Origin of the sequence: Kitasatospora sp. NPDC051853 (assembly GCF_044452665.1) — a bacterium.
Lineage (GTDB): Bacteria > Actinomycetota > Actinomycetes > Streptomycetales > Streptomycetaceae > Kitasatospora.
On sequence record NZ_JBITBY010000025.1, the window covers coordinates 1 to 19602 of the forward strand.

Annotated in this window: 19 protein-coding genes; 17 read left to right on the forward strand and 2 right to left on the reverse strand. The window is 73.9% G+C overall.

The window, feature by feature from the left end:
- The first annotated feature begins 275 nt into the window (after nucleotides 1–275).
- From ACIA8O_RS39540 to ACIA8O_RS39575, 8 genes are all read left to right on the forward strand, one after another.
- Nucleotides 276–1454: a glycosyltransferase gene (locus ACIA8O_RS39540; protein WP_396298934.1), complete on the forward strand. Its 1179-nt coding sequence runs from the start codon at nucleotides 276–278 to the stop codon at nucleotides 1452–1454.
- A 334-nt stretch (nucleotides 1455–1788) separates the two neighbouring features.
- Nucleotides 1789–3279, forward strand: coding sequence for a sugar transferase (locus tag ACIA8O_RS39545; RefSeq protein ID WP_396298935.1), 1491 nt, complete (start codon nucleotides 1789–1791; stop codon nucleotides 3277–3279).
- 7 nt (nucleotides 3280–3286) lie between these two features.
- Entirely contained in the window at nucleotides 3287–4696 is a 1410-nt protein-coding gene (locus ACIA8O_RS39550) for an O-antigen ligase family protein (RefSeq protein WP_396298936.1), read from the forward strand.
- A complete protein-coding gene (locus tag ACIA8O_RS39555; RefSeq protein ID WP_396298937.1) occupies nucleotides 4693–6372 on the forward strand; it encodes a lipid II flippase MurJ in 1680 nt (559 codons plus the stop codon). The genes ACIA8O_RS39550 and ACIA8O_RS39555 overlap by 4 nt, the downstream gene beginning before the upstream one ends.
- Nucleotides 6362–7177 carry a polysaccharide deacetylase family protein gene (locus tag ACIA8O_RS39560; protein ID WP_396298938.1) on the forward strand — a complete coding sequence of 272 codons (816 nt, stop codon included), beginning with the start codon at nucleotides 6362–6364 and terminating at the stop codon, nucleotides 7175–7177. The genes ACIA8O_RS39555 and ACIA8O_RS39560 overlap by 11 nt, the downstream gene beginning before the upstream one ends.
- Nucleotides 7174–8367: a glycosyltransferase gene (locus tag ACIA8O_RS39565; protein WP_396298939.1), complete on the forward strand. Its 1194-nt coding sequence runs from the start codon at nucleotides 7174–7176 to the stop codon at nucleotides 8365–8367. The genes ACIA8O_RS39560 and ACIA8O_RS39565 overlap by 4 nt, the downstream gene beginning before the upstream one ends.
- 75 nt (nucleotides 8368–8442) lie before the next feature.
- On the forward strand, nucleotides 8443–9141 hold the full coding sequence (locus ACIA8O_RS39570; RefSeq protein ID WP_396298940.1) for a lipopolysaccharide biosynthesis protein: 699 nt from the start codon (nucleotides 8443–8445) through the stop codon (nucleotides 9139–9141).
- Nucleotides 9138–10301, forward strand: coding sequence for a GNAT family N-acetyltransferase (locus tag ACIA8O_RS39575; protein WP_396298941.1), 1164 nt, complete (start codon nucleotides 9138–9140; stop codon nucleotides 10299–10301). The genes ACIA8O_RS39570 and ACIA8O_RS39575 overlap by 4 nt, the downstream gene beginning before the upstream one ends.
- Here the strand turns inward: ACIA8O_RS39575 and ACIA8O_RS39580 are convergent.
- Nucleotides 10278–11351, reverse strand: a complete 1074-nt coding sequence (locus tag ACIA8O_RS39580) for a glycoside hydrolase family 26 protein (protein WP_396298942.1) — start codon at nucleotides 11349–11351, stop codon at nucleotides 10278–10280. The two genes, ACIA8O_RS39575 and ACIA8O_RS39580, sit on opposite strands and share 24 nt — an antisense overlap.
- 130 nt (nucleotides 11352–11481) lie before the next feature.
- Complete coding sequence (locus ACIA8O_RS39585) at nucleotides 11482–12369, reverse strand: neutral zinc metallopeptidase (RefSeq protein ID WP_396298943.1); 888 nt, start codon at nucleotides 12367–12369, stop codon at nucleotides 11482–11484.
- Nucleotides 12370–12556: 187 nt separating this feature from the next.
- Between ACIA8O_RS39585 and ACIA8O_RS39590 the strand changes: the two genes are divergently transcribed.
- The 9 genes from ACIA8O_RS39590 to ACIA8O_RS39630 all read left to right on the forward strand — a co-directional run bounded on the left by ACIA8O_RS39590 (nucleotide 12557) and on the right by ACIA8O_RS39630 (nucleotide 19596).
- Nucleotides 12557–13465 (forward strand): hypothetical protein, encoded by a 909-nt coding sequence (locus tag ACIA8O_RS39590; RefSeq protein WP_396298944.1) that lies wholly within the window; start codon nucleotides 12557–12559, stop codon nucleotides 13463–13465.
- A 304-nt stretch (nucleotides 13466–13769) separates the two neighbouring features.
- Nucleotides 13770–15368: an ABC-F family ATP-binding cassette domain-containing protein gene (locus tag ACIA8O_RS39595; RefSeq protein WP_396298945.1), complete on the forward strand. Its 1599-nt coding sequence runs from the start codon at nucleotides 13770–13772 to the stop codon at nucleotides 15366–15368.
- Nucleotides 15369–15726: 358 nt separating this feature from the next.
- On the forward strand, nucleotides 15727–15960 hold the full coding sequence (locus tag ACIA8O_RS39600; RefSeq protein ID WP_396298946.1) for a helix-turn-helix domain-containing protein: 234 nt from the start codon (nucleotides 15727–15729) through the stop codon (nucleotides 15958–15960).
- Between the two features lie 254 nt (nucleotides 15961–16214).
- Entirely contained in the window at nucleotides 16215–17021 is an 807-nt protein-coding gene (locus ACIA8O_RS39605; RefSeq protein ID WP_396298947.1) for an enoyl-CoA hydratase/isomerase family protein, read from the forward strand.
- A 410-nt stretch (nucleotides 17022–17431) separates the two neighbouring features.
- Entirely contained in the window at nucleotides 17432–17908 is a 477-nt protein-coding gene (locus ACIA8O_RS39610) for an Asp23/Gls24 family envelope stress response protein (RefSeq protein ID WP_396298948.1), read from the forward strand.
- Nucleotides 17909–17932: 24 nt separating this feature from the next.
- Complete coding sequence (locus ACIA8O_RS39615; RefSeq protein ID WP_396298986.1) at nucleotides 17933–18124, forward strand: hypothetical protein; 192 nt, start codon at nucleotides 17933–17935, stop codon at nucleotides 18122–18124.
- Nucleotides 18121–18441 carry a hypothetical protein gene (locus tag ACIA8O_RS39620; RefSeq protein ID WP_396298949.1) on the forward strand — a complete coding sequence of 107 codons (321 nt, stop codon included), beginning with the start codon at nucleotides 18121–18123 and terminating at the stop codon, nucleotides 18439–18441. Before ACIA8O_RS39615 ends, ACIA8O_RS39620 begins: the two co-directional genes overlap by 4 nt.
- A gap of 37 nt (nucleotides 18442–18478) precedes the next feature.
- Nucleotides 18479–18976, forward strand: a complete 498-nt coding sequence (locus tag ACIA8O_RS39625) for a DUF6286 domain-containing protein (protein WP_396298950.1) — start codon at nucleotides 18479–18481, stop codon at nucleotides 18974–18976.
- Nucleotides 18973–19596, forward strand: coding sequence for an alkaline shock response membrane anchor protein AmaP (locus ACIA8O_RS39630; RefSeq protein WP_396298951.1), 624 nt, complete (start codon nucleotides 18973–18975; stop codon nucleotides 19594–19596). Before ACIA8O_RS39625 ends, ACIA8O_RS39630 begins: the two co-directional genes overlap by 4 nt.
- The last annotated feature ends 6 nt before the right edge of the window (nucleotides 19597–19602 follow it).

The following is a 19602-nucleotide window of genomic DNA, read 5'->3' on the forward strand; positions in this document are numbered from 1 at the left end:
CGGGGAACTGCGCGAAGCGGAAGGCGGACCAGCGCTAGGTCGGGGCAGGCGAGCCAGTTGCACGTGCTGCCGTTCCCCTGCGCGCAGTTCCCCGCGCCCCCGGGGTGACCGCGTACGCCGGCCCCCGGGGTGACCACGTACGCCGGCCCCCGGGGTGAGCACCGTCGCCCGCAGTCGGCCCCCGCGGGTTCCCCGTACGGGTGGTCGTTGTCACCGGTACGGGTGACGGTGCCCCGGGCCGGCGCGGCGGCGAACCTAGGCTCGCCGCCGTGCCGATGACTATCCTTCACGTCTCCCAGCCCGTCGACGGCGGCGTCGCCCGCGTCGTGGTGGACCTGGTCCGAGGTCAGCGCGAGGCCGGCTGCCGGGTGTTGGTGGCCTGCCCGCCCGAGGGGCGGCTGGCCGTCGAGGCGGCGGCCGCCGGTGCGCTGGTGCTGGACTGGGAGGCGGGGCGCTCGCCGGGGCCGGGCACCGCGGGGGAGGCCTGGCGGCTGCGCCGGATCGTCCGCGGCACCAATCCCGACGTGCTGCACCTGCACAGTGCGAAGGCCGGTCTGGCCGGCCGCCTCGCGGTGCGCGGCGCCGTCCCCACCGTCTTCCAGCCGCACGCCTGGTCCTTCGCCGCCGTCACCGGCCCGGTGGCCGCGGCGAGTCTGCGCTGGGAGCGGCTGGCCGCCCGCCGGTGGTCGCACGCGGTGCTCTGCGTCAGCGGGCAGGAGCGGGCCGACGGCGAGGCCGCCGGTCTGACGGCCCGTTGGCAGGTGGTGCCGAACGGCGTGGACCTGCGTCACCACGCCCCCGCCGACTCCGCCGCGCGCCGGGCCGCCCGGATGTCGCTCGGCCTGGACCCGGCCGCGCCGCTGGCGGTCTGCGTCGGACGGCTCTGCCGCCAGAAGGGCCAGGACGTGCTGCTGGCCGCCTGGCCCGCCGTCACTTCCGTGCTGCCGCAGGCCCGGTTGGCCCTGGTCGGCGGCGGGCCGGACGCCAACGTGCTGGCCGACGCGGTCCGCGAGCTGCCCGAGCCCTCCTCCGTCCGGCTGGCCGGGGACGTCGCCGACCCGCGGCCCTGGCTGGCCGCCGCCGATCTGGTGGTGCTGCCGTCGCGCTGGGAGGGGATGGCGCTGGCGCCGCTGGAGGCGATGGCCACCGCCCGCCCGGTGCTGCTGACGGACGTGCCCGGGGCCCGTGAGTGCCTGCCGCCGGAGCTGCTCGCGCACGGGCTGGTGCCGCCGGAGGACCCGGACGCGCTCGCCCGCACGGTCGTGCGTGCCCTGAGGGATCCGATCGAATGCGAACGCCTCGGTCAGCTCGCCCGGGAACGAATGTCCGATCATCACGATGTCCGAGGGGTGGTCCGGCAGGTGGGGGACCTGTATCGAAACCTCCTTCGGGAGGAGGTGCCCGCGCCGCGGCTCGCCGAGGGGCCCGACACCCGTGTCCCCGGGCGGTTCTGATCGTTTCTCAGACCGTGAATGCTCGCCGCGAGGGTGCTGCCGTGTTCGCATCTCGACCGGAGCGACCGAGGATTCAAAATCCGAAAGTCTTATTAATGGGCGGGTGGAATGAAATGGCAAGTCAGCTTCCTGGAACCAAGCCAGCGTTCGGTATTGTCTGATTTTGCCTGCTTCGTTGTCATTTCTGAGCACCGTACTCGGAAATACCCGAATAGCCGCCCGTGGCAGCAGGCGCTACCTGGACCGCATCCGTCGGCCGGGATTACCTCGTCGGTCCGACTCGGGTCCGGGTGTCCCGTCAAGACGGGTACACAGCAGGGGAGTTCGTGCGCTGATGACCATTGACCACGAGAGTGTGCCGCGGCCGGGCCACCCGGTGCCGCCCCCCTCCCGCCGGGTCGCCACCGAGCTCCTGGAGCGGCGGCCGCCACGACGCCCGGCGGCGTCCAGGTCCGCCCCGCCGATCGGCCGCCGGTACCGCCGCCGGGCCCGGTTCCGGATCGTCCGCCCGGTCGCCCTGGTCACTGTGGACTGCCTCGCCCTGGGTGCCGCCGTCGCCCTCACCGACCCGCTGCACGCGGCCGCCGCCGTGCTGCCCTTCCTGCTCGCGCTCAACCTGGCCGGCGGCCTCTACCGCAACCGGCTCACCCTCTCCGCCCTGGACGAGTTCCCCGCGCTGGCCGCCCGGGCCACCGTCGCCACCGCCTTCGCCGTCACCCTGGCCGCCTGCCTGGAGGGCTGGCCCGACAGCCCGGCCTCCCCGCTGCGGCTGCTCGCCCTGCTCGCCGTCTTCCTGCCCACCGCCGCCACCGGCCGCGCCCTGGTCTACCGGCTGCTCCGCCGCGGCCGCCGCCGCCGGCCCAGCCCGACCCTGGTGCTCGGCGCCGGCCAGCACGGCCAGAAGGTCGCCGCCGCGCTGGCCGAGCACCCCGCCTACGGCCTCAGCCCGGTCGGCTTCCTGGACTCCGAGCCGGTGCTGCTGGCCGAGGACACCAAGCTCCCGGTGCTCGGCAGCCGCGAGGAGATCGGCCGGGTGATCCGCCGCCACCGGATCCGGCACGTGATCGCCACCTCCGGCACCACCGACGACGCCGAGACCGCCACCAGCCTGCGCAAGGCCGCCCAACTCGGCTGCGAGGTCTGGCTGGTGCCCTCGCTCCGGGAGTACGGCGCGGTCCGCACCAAGGACCAGGACCACCTCTGGGGCTTCCCCTGCCTCCAGGTCGGCCGCCCCGCCATGCAGCGCCCCGGCTGGCTCGCCAAGCGCCTGCTCGACATCACCGCGGCCGGCTTCGGCCTGCTGCTGGTCTCCCCGGTGCTGGCCGCCGTCGCCCTCGCCGTCCGGCTGGACACCGGCCCCGGCGTGCTCTTCCGCCAGCAGCGCACCGGCCTGGACGGACGGGTCTTCACCGTCCTCAAGTTCCGCACCCTGCGCCCTGCCAACGAGCACGAGTCGGCCACCCACTGGAACATCTCCCAGGACCACCGGATGAGCCCGGTCGGCCGCTTCCTGCGCAAGAGCTCGCTGGACGAGCTGCCGCAGCTGTGGAACGTGGTCCGCGGCGACATGAGCCTGGTCGGCCCGCGCCCCGAGCGTCCCTACTTCGTCATGCGGTTCGGCCAGGCGTACCCCGAGTACGCCGACCGCCACCGCGTCCCGGTCGGCCTCACCGGCCTCGCCCAGGTCAACGGCCTGCGCGGCGACACCTCCATCGAGGACCGGGCCCGCTTCGACAACCGGTACATCGAGAGCTGGAGCCTCTGGCTCGACGTCAAGCTGCTCTTCCGTACCGCCGCCCTCATGCTGCATCCGGACGGGAGCTGACGACCAGGTGGCCCTGACCCTCCCTCACCACCGGGCGTTACCGGCAGGACTGACGGCCCGTCACCCCTGGCTCCACCGGCCCAGCCTGCTGGCCGCGGCCACCGTACTGCTGGTCTGCGTGCCCACCGGCGAGAAGGACGTCACGGCTGCCGTCCACGTCACGGCCGCCGACCTCGCCTCGCTCGCCCTCGTCGCGGTGACCGGCCTCGCGCTCCTGCGGGGCCGGCTCCCGGCGCTGCACCGCACCGTCTGCGTGCTCTTCGGCGCGGTGGTGGTGGCCGCCGGGGTCGCCACCGTGCACTCCATCGACCCCGCCGCCAGCGTCACCGGCTTCGTCCGGCTGGTGCAGGTGTTCGTGCTGGTGCCGGCCGCCGTGCTCTGCTCCCTGCGGGACCGCCTCGACCAGCAACTGGTGCTCGGCTCCCTGGTGGTGGCGGCCCTGGTGCAGGGCGTGGTCGGCGCCAAGCAGTTCCTCACCGGCACCGGCGCCTCCTACACCGGGCAGCCGATCCGGGCCATCGGCACCTTCGGCGCGCTCGACGTCATGGCGATGTCCACCGTGGTCAGCTTCGGGCTGATCGCCGCGCTGGCGCTGGCCCTTGGCGAGCGGGGGCCCGGCGGGCGGCGGGGCCTGCGGCTCTCCCTGTACGCCTCCGCCGCCTTCCTGCTCTTCCCGCTCGCGGTCTCCTTCAGCCGGGGCAGCTGGATCGCCACCGCCGCCGCCGTCGCCGTCCTGCTGCTGCGGGCCGACGCCCGGCTCGCCCTGCGCGGCGCCGTCCTCGCCCTCGCACTCGGGGTGGTCGCGATCGGCGGCCTCGGCCTCGGCGGCGCGGGCGTCACCGACCGGCTCACCAGCATCGGCTCGGTCTCCTCCGCCCCCGACCAGTCCGTGACCGACCGCTACGACCTCTGGGGCACCGCCGTCCGCATCTGGCAGGACCACCCCACCACCGGGGCCGGCCCCAAGGCATTCCAGCAACTCCGCGACAGCCACGCCCCCCTCCGCCTCTCCTCCGGCAGCGACGCCGCCGACTCCCAGATGGGCTTCACCCGCGAGCCCCTCCTCTCCCCCCACAACATGTACTTCCTGGTCCTCAGCGAACAGGGCCTGATCGGCGCCCTCGCCTACCTCGCCCTCTTCCTGACCCTCCTGGCCAACTGCCTCCGCAACGCGGGGCCCGGAGCCGACACCCCGTCAGCCAGTGCCGCCCGGCCCGCCGCAGGCGCTCCTCTCCTCCGTGCGGAGCCCGCCGCGGGCGTGCCCCGGGGCGTGCGGCTGGCGGCGCTCGGGCTGCTGGCCTGGGTGGTCGTGGACTTCCTGTACGCGGACATCGGGGGGACCACCACGGTGCTGACCTCGGTGATCCTCGGGCTGGCGATCCGGGCGGCGTTCCCCGGTGAGGCGGCGCAGCGGTGAGCACCGATCAGCAACTGGCCGTCGCCGAGGTGCCCGCGCCGCGGGCGGAGAGCACTCCGCCCCGGCGCGACTTCCTCGCCAAGGCCTTCGGCGTCACCGCGCTGCTCACCGCGGCCGGCTCCGCCTTCGGCCTGCTCCGCGACCTCCTGCTGGCCCGCTACTTCGGCGCCAACCAGGGCACCGACGCCTTCCTGGTCGCCTGGACCGTCCCCGAGACCGCCGCGCCGCTGCTGATCGAGGACGCGATGGCCTTCCTGATGGTCCCGGCGTTCAGCCTGGCCCTGGTGCTCCGCGAGGAGCGCCCCGAAGGCCCGGACCCGGTACGCCAGTTGGTCCGCGCGACGCTGCCCTGGCTGCTGCTCTCGCTCTGCAGCCTCTCGGCCGCCGTCGCCGTCGGCGCCCCGCACCTGGTCGGCTTCCTGGCCCCCGGCCTGGCCGACCCGGAGCTCGCCGTCACCTGCACCCGGATCACCGCCCTGACCATCCTCCCGTTCGGCGTGGCCGGCTACCTCGGCTCCGCCCTCCGGGCGCACCACAGCTTCACCGCCCCGGCCGGCATCTACGTGGCCTACAACCTGGCCATCCTCGGGGTGCTGCTCACCGGCCACACCGTCTGGGGCGTCAAGTCCGCCGCGATCGGCGTGGCCACCGGCAGCGTGCTGATGGCGGCGGTGCTGATCGGCCCGTTCCTCAAGAAGCTGCGCGGGGCCAAGCGCCGCAAGTCCCGCCGCGGCGCGGCCGGGCTGGTGCTGATCCCGCTGGCGATACTGCCGGTGGCGGGCTTCACCCTCACCCGGCAGTCCCAGGTGTTCATCGAGCGCCACCTCGGTTCGGGCCTGCCCCCGGGCACCATCTCGCACCTGAACTACGCCGCCAAGGTCTCCCAGCTCGCCATGACGGCGGCCATCCTGATCTGCACCGTGACCTTCCCGATCGTGGCCCGGGCCCTCGCCGCGGGCGACCTCAGGGCGGCCCGGGACAGGGTGGAGAAGGACATCGGCCAGGCCACCGCCCTGGTCCTGGTGGGCACCGCGTTCATGATGGCCTGCGCCCCGTCCGTGGTGGCGCTGCTGTTCGAGCGCGGGGCCTTCACCGCCCACGACACCGCCGCCACCGCCGCGGTGATCCGGGTCTACAGCTTCGGACTGCCGGCCCAGGCGCTGATCGGGGTGATGGTCCGTCCGTACTTCTCGGTCCGCCCGGTGGTCCGCCGGGCGGACGAGGACCCGGCCAGCTTCCGGGTCACCCGGCAGGACTGGTACCCGGTCGGCGCGATGGCGCTCGGCCTGGTCGTCACGGTGGCGGTCGGCCTGGCCGCCACCCCCCGGTACGGCGGCCTCGGCCTGGCGGCCGGGAACGCGGCCGGGATCACCACCACCGCCGCGCTGCTGATGCGCGGCCTGCTGCTGCGCGGGATCGCGCTGCGGATGCCGAAGGTGATCAGCGGTCAGGCCCGGCTGCTGGCGGCCGCGTTGGTCGCCGCCGCCCTCGGCTGGGGGATCGACGGCCTGCTCCGCGATCCGCTGCTGGCCACCCTGCTGGGCGGGTTGACCGTCCTCACCGTCTTCGCCGCCCTGGCCGCCGTCCTCGGTGCCCCCGAGGTGCGCGCCCCCCTCCTGGCCGTCTCCAAGGCCCTCCAACCTTCGCCCGCAGAAGGGAAGCCCCATGGACGTTGACTCCGCCCAGCACCTGCGCCTCCCGGCGCAGGCCCGCTCCGGCCGGCCGAAACCCCCGACCGGCCTCGGCCGGACCGCCCCGTGGATCCTGATGTACCACTCGGTGGCCGACGAGGAGGAGGATCCGTACCTCCTCACCGTCAGCCCCAGCCGGTTCGCCGCCCAGATGGAGTGGCTGCACCGCACCAACCGACGCGGCGTCAGCGTCCGCGAGCTGCTCAGGGCCCGCGCGGCCGGCCGGGCCGACCGGCTGGTCGGCCTGACCTTCGACGACGGCTACGCCGACTTCGCCCGGCACGCCGTCCCGGTGCTGCACCAGTACGGCTTCACCGCCACCGCCTACGTGGTGCCGGACCTGCTCGGCACCGAGAACGGCTGGGACATCGAGGGCCCGCGCAAGCAGCTGCTCACCGTCGACCAGGTGACCGACCTCGCCCGGGCCGGCTGGGAGATCGGTTCCCACGGCCTCGGCCACCAGGCGCTGCCCGGCCTGTCCGCCGAGGCCCTGGCCACCCAGACCCGGGAGAGCCGCCGGGCCGTCGAGGAGCTGATCGGCGGCCCCGTCACCGGGTTCTGCTACCCGTACGGCGCGGTCGACCTGGCGGCCACCCTGGCGGTCCGGGAGGCCGGGTACGACTACGCCTGCGCCATCGCGCACAGCGGGCTCACCGGCCGCTTCGCCCTGCCCCGGAGCTACGTCGGCGACCGGGACGGCGCATGGCGGCTGCGGGCCAAGCGCGGCCGCCACCGGTTCCGCGACGTGGTCACCGGCCTGCGGCGCCAACCCCGGAGGTCCGTCCGGTGAGGGTCCTGCACGTGATCACCGGTCTGGCCTCCGGCGGCGCCGAGCGCCAGCTCGAACTGATGGTCCGTCACCTCCCGCCGCGCTACGAGTGCGAGGTGGCCACCCTCACCAACCCCGGCAGCGTGGCCGAGGCGCTGCGCGCCGACGGCGTCACCGTGCACGACCTGCGGATGCGCGGCAACCGCGACCTCGGTGTGCTGCCCCGCCTCACCGGCCTGATCCGGCAGGGCCGGTACGACCTGGTGCACACCCACCTCTACCGGGCCATGCTCTACGGCCGCCTCGCGGCCCGGCTGGCCGGGGTCCGCCGGGTACTGGCCACCGAGCACTCCCTGCACGCCACCGTGATCGAGGGCCGCCCCGTCACCCGGGGCGTCAAGTCCCTCTACCTGGGCGCCGAACGGCTCGGCACCACCACGGTCGCGGTCTCCCGGCAGGTCGCCGCCACTCTCGCCGACTGGGGCGTCCCGGACCACCGGGTGGCGCTGGTGCCCAACGGCATCGACGCCGCCCGGTACGCCCTGCCAGCCGCCTCCCGGCTCGCCCTCCGGGAGGACCTGCGGGGCGAGCTCGGCCTGCCGCAGGACGCCTGGGTGATCGGCGCGGTCGGGCGGCTGGTGCCCGGCAAGCGGTTCGACCTGCTGGTCACCGTGCTGGCCGAACTCACCCGGCGGGCCGCCGGGGACCCGGTGCCGCAGGAACCCTGGCTGCTCCTGGTCGGGGCCGGCCCCGAGCGCGACGCCCTGCTCCGGCAGGCCGCCGCACTCGGCGTCCGGCACCGGGTGCTGCTCACCGGGGAACGCGGCGACGTCCCCGAACTCCTCACCACGATGGACGTGCTGGCCGCCCCCTCCGCCGAGGAGACCTTCGGCCTCACCGTCCTGGAGGGCCTGGCCGCCGGACTCCCCGTCCGCCACAGCGCCTGCCCCGCCCTCGACGACCTCCCCCCGGACGCCGCCCCCGGGGCGGTCCGCCTCCCGCAGACGGCCGCCGCCTACACCGCGGCCCTCCACGACCTCCGGTCCCGCGGCACCTCCCCCCTCCCGGTCCCGGACGCCGTCCGCCACTACGACATCGCCGCCATCGCCGAACGCCTGGGTTCGCTCTACGAGCAGGTGCTTCGCGCCCAGGGGCGCGAGGAACTGCGCGTGGGGGAACAGCAGCACGTGCAACTGGCTCGCCGAACCTGATCCAGCTCTGGTCCGCCTTCCGATTCGCGCAGTTCCTCGCGCCCCTGGGGTGACCACCTTCGAAGGAGTAACCGCATGTCCGTTCTGAGCCGAGCCCGCCGTTGGTGGCCGATCGCCGTCGCGGTGCCGCTGGGCGCCGTCGCGGGGGCCGGCTACGCCGTGGTCTCGCACCCGAGCTACGCCGCCAACTCGTACGTGGTGGTGGTGCCGCAGGGGCCGGGGGAGAGCGCCACGGCCGTCAACTTCGCGCAGGCGTACGGCCGGCTGGCCGGTCAGCCGCAGGTGCTGGTGGGGGCGGTCGGGGAGACCGGCCGCTCCGTGACCCAGCTGGAGCAGGAGGTCCGCGGCACCACCTCTCCGGACGCCCCGGTGATCGAGATCACCGGCACCGGCCGCCGCGCGACCGACGCCGCCCGCGCCGCCGACGCGGTCGCCAAGTCCCTGATCGCCTTCGCCAACACCAGTAGCAAGGAGACCGGCGTCCGGTTGGTCCAACTGGCCACCGCCGCCGAGCCGGACCGCCCGGCCACGCCCTCCGCCGCGCTGGACACCGCGGTCGGCACCGCCGGCGGCCTGCTGCTCGGCGCCCTGGTCATGATGACCCGCCGCCCCCGCCCCGCCGCCGAGGAGGCAGCCCCGGCCGGGCCCGTCGAGCCGACCGAGCCCGTCGAGCCCACCCCCGCCCCCTCCCTCGACGTCCCCAAGGGCCGGTCGGAGGAAGGCGAGAAGAAGGCCGCCGGCAAGGAGCCGCAGCAGGCGGGGAGCCGGCGATGACCACCGAGATCTCCGGCATCAGCCTCCCCGGCCAGACCGGAGCGGGTGCCCCGCGGTGGAGCACCGAGATCCACCGCGAGGACGACGCGCTCGACCGACTGGCCGTCGAGTGGGACGAGTTGGCCTCCCGCTGCGCCACCGCGACCCCGTTCCAGGCGGCCTGCTGGCTGGCCTCCTGGTGGCGCCAGTACGGCACCCCGGGCGGCCTGGTGGTGGTGCTGGTCCGCCGGGACGACCGGCTGGTCGGGGCGGCGGCGCTGCGCCGCCGGGGCCCGTTCGGGGGGTTGACCAACCTCGGAGCGGGGCTGGTGGACTTCACCGACGTCCTGCTGGACGACTCCTGCACCGACCGGGCCGCCGCCGAACTGGCCGCCGCCCTCCCGCTGCACCGCCCGTGGCACTCCCTGGAGCTGCGCGAGGTGCACCCGGAGGCCGCCGTCCAGCAGGTGTACCGGCACTGGCGCGGCCGCCGGCACCGCTTCGACGACTCGCTCTGCCAGTACCTGCCGGCGGTGCCGATGGACGAGCTGCTCAAGCGGCTGCCCGGCAAGACCGCGCAGCGCAGCCGGGTGAAGCTGCGCAAGAACGCCGAGGTCGGGGTGGAGGTGCTCACCACCACGGCCGAGGAGGTCCCGGCGGCGGTGCGGGAGCTGCTGCGGCTGCACTTCGAGCAGTGGCAGGAGCGCGGGATCACCCCCGAGCACCGCACCGAGCGCTTCGCCGCCCACCTCACCGACACCACCCGGGGCCTGGTCGCCTCGGGCCGGGCCGCACTCCACCGCTTCGTGCTGGACGGGGAGTTGGTGGCGGTGAACCTGGTGCTGCTCTGCCCGTCCTTCGGCGGCCTCTACATGTACGGGGCCACCCCGGCGCTGCGCGAGCGGGTGGACATCGCCGGGCTGCTGTTCGGCGCCGCGCTGGACGAGGTGCGGGCGGCGGACATCCCGGTGCTCAGCCTGCTGCGCGGCCAGGAGCCGTACAAGCAGCGCTGGCGTCCGGACCAGCTGTCCAACCAGCGGCTGGTGCTGGGCCCCGGCCGGCTGGCGCCCTGGGCGGTGGCCCGGGCCGTCCGGGTCCGGGTCCGGCTGGCGCTGGCGCACCAGCTGCGGACCCGGATGCCGGGGTTGAAGCGGGTGCTACTGGCCCGGATGCGCGGCTGACGGCGTGGTGGCGCCCTTGGAGCCGGTCATCAGCTCGCGGTAGACGCGGCTGGAGCGCGGGTTCCGGTCGCACTGCCAGAAGCCGTGCGGGCAGTAGTCGGTGACGGTCTGGTAGGCGGTGTCGTGGGTGCGGATCCACTCCACCATCCGCCGGACGAACTCGGGGTTGTCGCCGTTGCGGAACAGCCCCCACTCCGGGTACGAGACGGGCTTGCCGCGCTTGGCGGCGAACTCCACCTGGTCCTGGAGGCCGTAGGGCTCGGAGACGTACTCGTCGAAGGTGGCGCCGGCCGGCTGGTCGTAGCTGTCCATGCCGATGATGTCGACCACGTCGTCGCCGGGGTAGCACCTGGTCCAGGGGATCGCGTCCAGCCCCCGGGTCGGGTTGAAGTCGAACTTGAAGTGCTGCCCCGGCACCGAGCGCATCACCGTCACGATCCGCCGCCAGTACGCCTTCCAGGCGGTCGGGTCGGGCTTGCAGCGGCTGGTGTAGGTGATGCCGTTCATCTCCCAGCCCAGGGTCAGGATGGTGTCGTGGCCGCCGAGCGCGACCAGCTTGCGGGCCAGCTTGAGGAAGTGCTGGTCGAACTCGCCCTTGTTGCCCCGGGCCAGCAGCCGGGCCACCTCCGGGTCCGGGGTGTTGTTCTCGTTCGGCACCAGCATCGGCACGCCGAGCACCAACTTGCGCTGCGGGTCGGCCAGTTTCCACTGCGACCAGAGGCCGAGCACCACCGTCTCGCCCTCGACGTCGTTCCAGCCGTTCCCGGCCAGGTAGGTGTGGCCGACCTGCATGTTGGCGCCCTTGAGCCAGGTGGCCATCCGGGCGATGTTGGGGATGTAGTTGTCCCAGGAGCCGACGAAGGCGCCGAACGGCGGCTCGTGCCTGGCCCGCTGCACGTTGGGACGGGGCGCCGCGCCGCGGGGCTCGATGGCGTCCGAGGAGAGCCAGGAGTGCCGCTCGGTCTGGCTCAGCGGGGTGCCGGCGGGGACGCTCGCGGTGGTCACCAGCAGCAGCGCGGCAGCGGCCAGCGTGAGGCGGCCGATTCGCATGGGTCTTCTCCTCGGGGGACGTGCCTACGGGCGCGGGCGGGCCCGCAGGCACGACGGTAATCCCACAGACCGTCAGAAAAGCCTCATGTCACTCGATAGTGGTAGGTCGCGGGCGGTCCGTCCGGACGGATCAGCCGAAGGTGTTGCAGCGGGCCATGTCCCCGCTCCGGAACCCGGTGGTGAACCACTGCTGGCGCTGCGCCGAGGAGCCGTGCGTCCAGGTCTCCGGATTGACCCGGCCGCGGGCCTGCTGCTGGATTCGGTCGTCCCCGACGGCGGCCGCCGCGTCCAGCCCGGCCGCGATGTCGGCGTCGGTGAGCGAGGTGATCAGGGGGCGCCCGGTGGTGGCCAGCGGCGTGCGGGTGGCGTTGTACGCCCAGACGCCGGCGTAGCAGTCGGCCTGGAGCTCCAGCCTCACCGAGCCGCTGTCCGCGCCCTGCCGGTCGTTGCCGACCTTCTTCATCTGCCCGGTCAGGTTCTGGATGTGGTGCCCGTACTCGTGCGCCACCACGTAGGCCTCGGCGAACGGCCCGCCCCTGGCGCCGAAGCGCGTGCTCAGCTCGTCGAAGAAGCCGAGGTCGAAGTAGGCCTTCCGGTCGCCCGGGCAGTAGAACGGGCCGACCGCCGAACTCGCCGCCCCGCAGGCGGTGTTCACCTGGTTGGTGAAGAGCACCGTCTGGGCGGGGGAGTAGGCCCCGGCCCGCCGGGTGAACTCCTGCCGCCAGAAGTCCTGCACGCTGTTCACCACGCCGACGATCCGGCAGTCCTGCCGCCGGTTGGCGTCCGCCCCGGTCTTGCAGGTGTCGTCCACCTGGTTCGCCGTGGTGGTGCCCGCCGAGGTGCCCGAACCACCGTCGGCGAGCCCGACACTCCCCGGGTCCACCCCCAGCAGCAGGGCCAGGATCAGCCCGATCAGACCGACCGCCCCGCCCCCGACCGCGATCTTCCCGCCGCCCGACATCCCGCGCCGGTCCTGGACCTGAGAGGTGTCCAGATCCGCCTGGTCGTCAAACTGCATCGAGTACCACCTCTGTAACAGTCCGTCGGGTGATCGCAGTCGCACCCTAGCCCCGCCGCAGGGCGCCCGCCCGCCGAGAATCCCAGGTCCGGAGGGGGCCGGACGGACCCCGGGGAAGCCGTCGGTCCTCCGGGTGGACGGCCGAGCCTGGCTGACGGACCGGGCCCGGCCCGGGTACGCTCCGCCCGTGTCCTGGAAGCTGCCTGCCCCCGTCCGACGATCCGTGCTGCCCGCCGTCGCCGTCCTCGTGGTGCTCGGCGCGGGCGCCGCGGCACACGCCAACAAGCCGGTCCCGTTCGGCGACGTGCTGGTCAAGCCGGGCGCGGTGGACGCCAGCCCGGTGGGCGCGCAGTCCCGGGACTCCGGCTCCCTGGAGCTCAAGGTCGGCCCCGGCCTGGAGGCCTTCGACCGGCTGACCGCCGAGCACCTCTGGTCCTACCGCCGGGAGGGCGCGACCGCGCTGCACCTGTCCATGGTCGGCGAGAACGCCGTGGTGGTCTGGGACGACGGCATGGTCACCTCGGTCCGGCCCAGCGACCACGAGGTCCGCTGGCACCGCGCGGTGCCCGGCCTGGGCGACTGGCTGGCCGGCAGCGACCTCAAGGACGCCGGCAGCCGCACCGAGGCCGAGAAGCTGGCCACCGCCGTCCGCCGGGCCGCCGCCGCCCTCCAGCCGGTGAACGAGCCGGACGGCGGCTGGGTCGCCGTGGTCACCCCGGCCCTGACCATGGGCTTCCGCGACAGCGACGGCGACCTGCGCTTCAACTCCCGCCCGCTGTCCGGATGTTCGTACGACCCGCTGCGGTCCGTGCACACCGACTACGCGGTCCTGGTGCCGCGCTCCTGCACCGGCACCACCAACGCGGGCGGCCAACTGCCCGGCGGCGTGACCGGCTTCAAGCTCAACGGCAAGGGCTTCCAGCTCGGCGCCGGCCCGAACGTCCAGCTGCGCCGCCTGGACGGGCAGCGCGTCTCCATGGAGGACGGCCCGGTCCTCGGCACCCGCGTCTACGACACCCGCCTGGCCAGCCCCGAATCCGCCTGCGCCTCCGACTTCGCCGCCCTCCACCCCCGCCCCGGCTGCCCCACCGGCTGACAGCCGAAAGTGGTGATGCCGGGGGCGCGGGGAACTGCGCGAGTTCGGAAGGCGGACCACAGCCAGGTCGGGGCATGCGAGCCAGTTGCACGTGCTGCCGTTCCCCTGCGCGCAGTTCCCCGCGCCCCCGGTGTGACCACTGGCGGCGCCCCGCGCCCGGCTGCGGAGGTTTAATCCTTCCGGGGTTCCTCCGGGCTGCCGGTAGACTGGCCCGCATGGCTGTTCTCTCCCGGCATTAGCGCTCGCAGCGCCGCCACATGCCCGCCGTCCGCTGCCCCCGCCAGTCCCAGGAGTACCCACAGCCATGATTGCCGCCAACGCGCTCGAACTGCGTGCCGGTGCCCGCGTCCTCATCGACTCCGCCTCCTTCCGGATCGCCCCCGGCGACCGGATCGGCCTGGTCGGCCGCAACGGCGCCGGCAAGACCACCCTCACCAAGGTCCTGGCCGGCGAGGGCCTGCCCGCCGCCGGCACCGTGACCAGCTCGGGCCAGGTCGGCTACCTGCCGCAGGACCCCCGCACCGGCGACCTGGACGTCCTCGCCCGCGACCGCATCCTCTCCGCCCGCGGCCTCGACACCGTGCTGAAGAAGATGCGCGAGAACGAGGAGCGGATGGCCAACGGCAAGGGCGCCACCCGCGACAACGCGATGAAGAAGTACGCCCGCCTGGAGACCGAGTTCCTCACCAAGGGCGGCTACGCCGCCGAGGCCGAGGCCGCCACCATCGCCGCCGCGCTCGGCCTGCCGGACCGCATCCTGGGCCAGGAGCTGCACACCCTCTCCGGTGGTCAGCGCCGCCGCGTCGAGCTGGCCCGGATCCTCTTCTCGGACTCCGACATCCTGCTGCTCGACGAGCCGACCAACCACCTCGACGCCGACTCGATCGTCTGGCTGCGGGACTTCCTGAAGACCTACAAGGGCGGCTTCATCGTCATCTCGCACGACGTCGACCTGGTCGAGACGGTCGTCAACAAGGTCTTCTACCTGGACGCCAACCGCGCCACCATCGACATCTACAACATGGGCTGGAAGCAGTACCAGCAGCAGCGCGAGGACGACGAGAAGCGCCGCAAGCGCGAGCGCGCCAACGCCGAGAAGAAGGCCGCCACCCTCAACGCCCAGGCCGACAAGATGCGCGCCAAGGCGACCAAGACGGTGGCCGCGCAGAACATGGCCCGCCGCGCCGAGAAGCTGCTCTCCGGCCTGGAGCAGGCCCGGGTCTCCGACAAGGTCGCCAAGCTCCGCTTCCCGGACCCGGCCCCCTGCGGCAAGACCCCGCTGACCGCCAGCGGCCTCTCCAAGTCCTACGGTTCGCTGGAGATCTTCACCGACGTCGGCCTGGCCATCGACCGCGGCTCCCGGGTCGTCATCCTCGGCTTCAACGGTGCGGGCAAGACCACCCTGCTGCGGATGCTCGCGGGCGTGGAGCAGCCGGACACCGGCGAGGTGATCCCGGGCCACGGCCTGAAGATCGGCTACTACGCGCAGGAGCACGAGACCCTCGACCCCGAGCGGACCGTGCTGGAGAACATGCGCTCCGCCGCCCCCGACACCGACCTGGTGCAGATCCGGAAGATCCTCGGCTCCTTCCTGTTCTCCGGCGACGACGTCGACAAGCCGGCCGGGGTGCTCTCCGGCGGTGAGAAGACCCGTCTGGCGCTGGCCTCCCTGGTGGTCTCCTCGGCCAACGTGCTGCTGCTCGACGAGCCCACCAACAACCTCGACCCGGCCAGCCGCGAGGAGATCCTCGGCGCGCTGCGCACCTTCACCGGCGCGGTGGTCCTGGTGACCCACGACGAGGGCGCGGTGGAGGCGCTCCAGCCGGAGCGGATCATCCTGCTCCCGGACGGCGTCGAGGACCTCTGGAGTGCCGACTACGCGGACCTGGTCTCGCTGGCCTGAGTGCCCGGGGGAGGGGGCCGAGTAGACGCCTCCTCCCCGATCTGACGTAGATAAGCCGGTCTCCGACGGAATCCGGGAATGGGAGACTCCCGGATTCCGTTTGAGGAGTTCCACTCGTGTCAGGGCGGTGTTCATCCCCCCGTCCGCCTGTGCTGATCAGCTCTTTCTCTCTTCACCCCGCCCACCCGTGTGCCGTCCGAGGGGGCGCGAGCACTCTTGGTGAGCGCCCTTGTGCGCTGCGATCACGACCGGCAGACTGCGCTTTCCCGGTATCGACCTTGTCGAATGGGTGGCCAGGAGCCTGGCTATGGGTGATCATGGGAATCTGACCGAGCAGCACAGTTACGAGGAGGCACGGGTGGCCGAGACTCTGAAAAAGGGCAGCCGGGTGACTGGTGCCGCGCGTGAGAAGCTCGCGGCCGATCTCAAGAAGCAGTACGACTCCGGAGCGAGCATTCGCGCGCTCGCGGAATCCACCGGCCGTTCCTACGGCTTCGTGCACCGCATGCTCAGCGAGTCCGGGGTGAATCTCCGGGGCCGTGGCGGTGCCACGCGAGGCAAGGGCAAGACCGCTGCGGCTTCCGGTTCCTGACGGATCGTCGGGCCAGGTGGTCCGGCAGGGCAGCGCCAGTTGACCCGAGCGCCAGCACGTCCGTAGCACCACGCAGCTCAGCACCGCACGCACCACCACTCAGCTCCCAGCTCCAGACGAATCGGCGGCCGGAATCCCGGACCGCCGATCGTCGTTCCCGGCACCGCGGGCGCCTCCGACCGGGGCACTGTCCGGCGGTGCCGGTTTTTGTTACTCTCCGGTAGCCAGTCACCCCGCTGCCGGAGGTACCGCTCATGACCAGCCCCGCCGTCGACCTCGACCCCCAACTCCTGGAGCAGGCCGGGGTCCGGCTCGAAGTCGAGGGCGACACCGCCGTGGTGACGCTCTGCCGCCCCGACCGCCGCAACGCCCAGTCGCCCGCCATGTGGCGTGCGCTCACCGGCATCGGCCGCGCCCTGCCCGGCACCGTCCGGGTGGTCCTGCTGCGCGGCGAGGGCCCCGCCTTCTCGGCCGGCCTCGACCGGGCGATGTTCACCCCCGAGGGCATCCCCGGGGAGCGGAACTTCCTCCAGCTCGCCGCCGCCGACGACAAGGACCTCGACGAGACCATCGCCTCCTACCAGGAGGCCTTCACCTGGTGGCGCCGCCCCGACCTGATCTCGATCGCCGCCGTCCAGGGCCACGCGGTCGGGGCCGGCTTCCAGCTGGCCCTCGGCTGCGACATCCGGGTGGTCGCGGACGACGTCCGCTTCTGCATGAAGGAGACCTCGCTCGGGCTGGTCCCCGACCTGGCCGGCACCAAGCCGCTCACCGAACTGGTCGGCTACGCCCGGGCGTTGGAGATCTGCGCGACCGGCCGCCAGGTCGGCGCGGAGGAGGCCGTCGCCACCGGGCTGGCCAACCTCGCGGTGCCCGCCGCCGAGCTCGACGCCGCCGCGCGCGACCTCGCGGCCGCCCTGCTGGCCGCCCCGCGCAGCGCCGTCATCGAGACCAAGGCGCTCCTCCAGGGCGCCGCCACCCGCACCTACGACGAGCAGCGCACCGCCGAACGCGCCGCCCAGGCCCGCCGCCTCCGCGACCTCGCCGGCCTCGGCGACTGACGCCCCCTCACGAAGGGCCCGCTTCCCACCCGGGGGCGGGCCCTTCTTCGTATGTGGTCACACCTCCGGGGGCGCGAGGCTCTGCTGATCTGCGGCTCCGCCGCGTGGGCGCGCGGGGGAACGGCAGCACGTGCAACTGGCTCGCCTGCCCCGATCCCACGCCGGTCCGCCTTCCGTACTCGCGCAGTTCCCCGCGCCCCCGAAAGCATCACCGATACCGTCGGCGCTGGGCCGTGTTTCGGTTCGCGCCCGCGCGGCGGAGCCGCAGATCAGCAGAGTCCCGCGCCCCTGGGGCGCTGCCCTGCCGCCGTTTGGGCCGTACGGTCCTCAAAGCGGGCGCGGGGAGTGGCGGAATGTCAGAGTTGGGCTGGTTTGCGATATAGCTGGACCCGTACCGCGAGGAGCCACTGATGTCCGAGAGCCCGACGCCCGCTGCCCTGGCCAAGAACGACCCCGCGAAGCCCGCGGCGGCGGAGGAGCGTGGCCGCACCGCCCTGGCCGTCGGCGTGGTCGAGAAGATCGCCGGGATGGCCGCCCGGGAGGTGAGCGGGATCCATGCGCTGGGGTCGGGGTTCTCCCGGACCTTCGGGGCGATGCGGGACAGGGTGCCCGGGGGGAAGTCGAGTGTGGGGCGGGGGATCAAGGCGGAGGTGGGGGAGAAGCAGACCGCGATCGACATCGCCCTGGTGGTGGAGTACGGCGTGGTGATCCCCAAGCTGGCGGCCGAGGTCCGGGCCAACATCGTCGCGGCGGTGGAGAAGATGACCGGCCTGGAGGTGGTCGAGGTGAACATCGCCGTCAACGACGTCCACCTGCCGGACGAGCCGGACGAGGACGAGCAGGAGCAGTCCGAGGCCGAGAGCGGCCGCCGGGCCAGGGTGCAGTAGACCGGAGAGTGAAGGGGAAAAGGCGTGAATCTCGGCCTGATCGGGCTGGTGGTGGGGATGGCCCTGGGCTTCGCCGGGTACTTCGGCGGGTTCGCCGCCTTCCTCCTGGTGGCCGCGCTCGGCGCGGTCGGCTTCGTGGCCGGCCGGCTGATCGACGGGGACCTCGAACTGGGTGACCTGGGTGAGCTGCTGCGCGGCCGGGACCGGCGTCGTTGACCACCGCGGTGCCGGTGCCGGCGGTCGAGCGCGGTCAACTCCGGATCGCCGACCGGGTGTTCACCCGCCTGGCCGCGCTGGCGGCCCGGCAGGCGCTGGCCGAGGACGGCGACGGCACGGTGCGGCGCGCCTCGGTGGCCGAGCTGCACGGCGTGGTGCGGCTGACGGTCGGGGTGGAGCTGCCGTTCCCGGCCGACCTGGCGGCGCTGGCGGACCGGGTGCGGGCGGCGGTGCAGGAGCGGCTGTCGGAGCTGACCGGGCGGTCCGTCGGCGAGGTGGTGGTCGTGGTGGAACGGCTGGTGCCGCGTGGCCGGTGAGCTGACGGCGGGACAACCCCCGGCCAGGGTACGGCGGTTGCGCTCGGACCGGACCTTCTGGGCCGGGCTGGTGGTGGTCGCCGGGCTGGTGGTCGCCGGGGCGCTGCTGTACGACGCGGCGGCGGTGCGGGCCGGGCACACGGCCCGGCCGTGGCGCTCGGAGAGCGCGGACGAGCTGGCGCGGCGTCACCTGGACGATCCGGTGGTGCTGGTGGCGGCCGGGGCCGCGGTGCTGCTCGGGCTGGGCTGTCTGGTGCTGGCGCTGACGGCGGGTCAGCGGCGCTGGCTGCCGCTGACCCGGCCGGGTGCGGTGATCGACCGGGCCGGGGTCTCCGCGCTGGTCTCCCGGTGGGCGCGGCGGATCGACGGGGTCGAGGCGGCGACGGTCCGCACCCGGCGCGGGCGGACCGTGGTGCGGATCGACGGCCGGGCCGAACCGGCCGCCGTGGAGCGGGAGTTGCGGGCCGACCTGGCCCGGGTGCCACTGGCCGGTGAGCACCGGCTGGACGTACGGACCGGACGGGGGCGTCGATGAGCCGGGGCACGGTCAACCGCGCGGTCCTGCTGCTCGCCGGGGCGGCGCTGCTGGCGGGCGGCGTCCTGGTGCTGGCCGGCGGCCTGGACCTCTACGGGCGGCTCGGCTGGTCCCCGCCGTCCTGGTGGCCGCTGACCTCACCCGACCAGCCGGTGCTCAGCGACGCCTCGCGGACCAGGTGGTCGGGCGAGGCCTGGTGGTGGCCGGTGGTCTTCGCGGTGCTCGGGCTCGCGGTGGCCGGCGGACTGTGGTGGCTGTTCGCCCAGGCCCGCCGCAGCGGGCCCACCGTCGTCACCCTGCCCGTCGCGGCCCCCGGCCTGACCCTGCGCCTGCGGGCCCGGGCGCTGGCCGACGCGGTGGAGACCGAGACCATCGCCCTGCCCGAAGTCGCCCGGGTGAGCGCCCAGTTGACCGGCACTCCGAAGCGGCTGCGGCTGCGCGCCGCCGTCCGGCTCACCCCGGACGCCGACCCGGCCACCACCCTGGAGCACCTGCACGCCGGACCGCTCGCCCACGCCCGCACCACCCTGGCCCGCGACCTCCCGGCCGAACTGCGACTGCGGGTGGTCCGCCCGCCGAGCCCGCCGCGGCGGACCGGTGCCGCGCCCCGCGTGACCTGAGGCCAC

Coding starts and splice junctions, on each gene's coding strand:
- ACIA8O_RS39540 (WP_396298934.1), top strand. CDS start 276: ATGACTATCCTTCACGTCTCCCAGCCCGTCGACGGCGGCGTCGCCCGC.
- ACIA8O_RS39545 (WP_396298935.1), top strand. CDS start 1,789: ATGACCATTGACCACGAGAGTGTGCCGCGGCCGGGCCACCCGGTGCCG.
- ACIA8O_RS39560 (WP_396298938.1), top strand. CDS start 6,362: ATGGACGTTGACTCCGCCCAGCACCTGCGCCTCCCGGCGCAGGCCCGC.
- ACIA8O_RS39570 (WP_396298940.1), top strand. CDS start 8,443: ATGTCCGTTCTGAGCCGAGCCCGCCGTTGGTGGCCGATCGCCGTCGCG.
- ACIA8O_RS39575 (WP_396298941.1), top strand. CDS start 9,138: ATGACCACCGAGATCTCCGGCATCAGCCTCCCCGGCCAGACCGGAGCG.
- ACIA8O_RS39580 (WP_396298942.1), bottom strand. CDS start 11,351: ATGCGAATCGGCCGCCTCACGCTGGCCGCTGCCGCGCTGCTGCTGGTG.
- ACIA8O_RS39585 (WP_396298943.1), bottom strand. CDS start 12,369: ATGCAGTTTGACGACCAGGCGGATCTGGACACCTCTCAGGTCCAGGAC.
- ACIA8O_RS39595 (WP_396298945.1), top strand. CDS start 13,770: ATGATTGCCGCCAACGCGCTCGAACTGCGTGCCGGTGCCCGCGTCCTC.
- ACIA8O_RS39605 (WP_396298947.1), top strand. CDS start 16,215: ATGACCAGCCCCGCCGTCGACCTCGACCCCCAACTCCTGGAGCAGGCC.
- ACIA8O_RS39610 (WP_396298948.1), top strand. CDS start 17,432: ATGTCCGAGAGCCCGACGCCCGCTGCCCTGGCCAAGAACGACCCCGCG.
- ACIA8O_RS39630 (WP_396298951.1), top strand. CDS start 18,973: ATGAGCCGGGGCACGGTCAACCGCGCGGTCCTGCTGCTCGCCGGGGCG.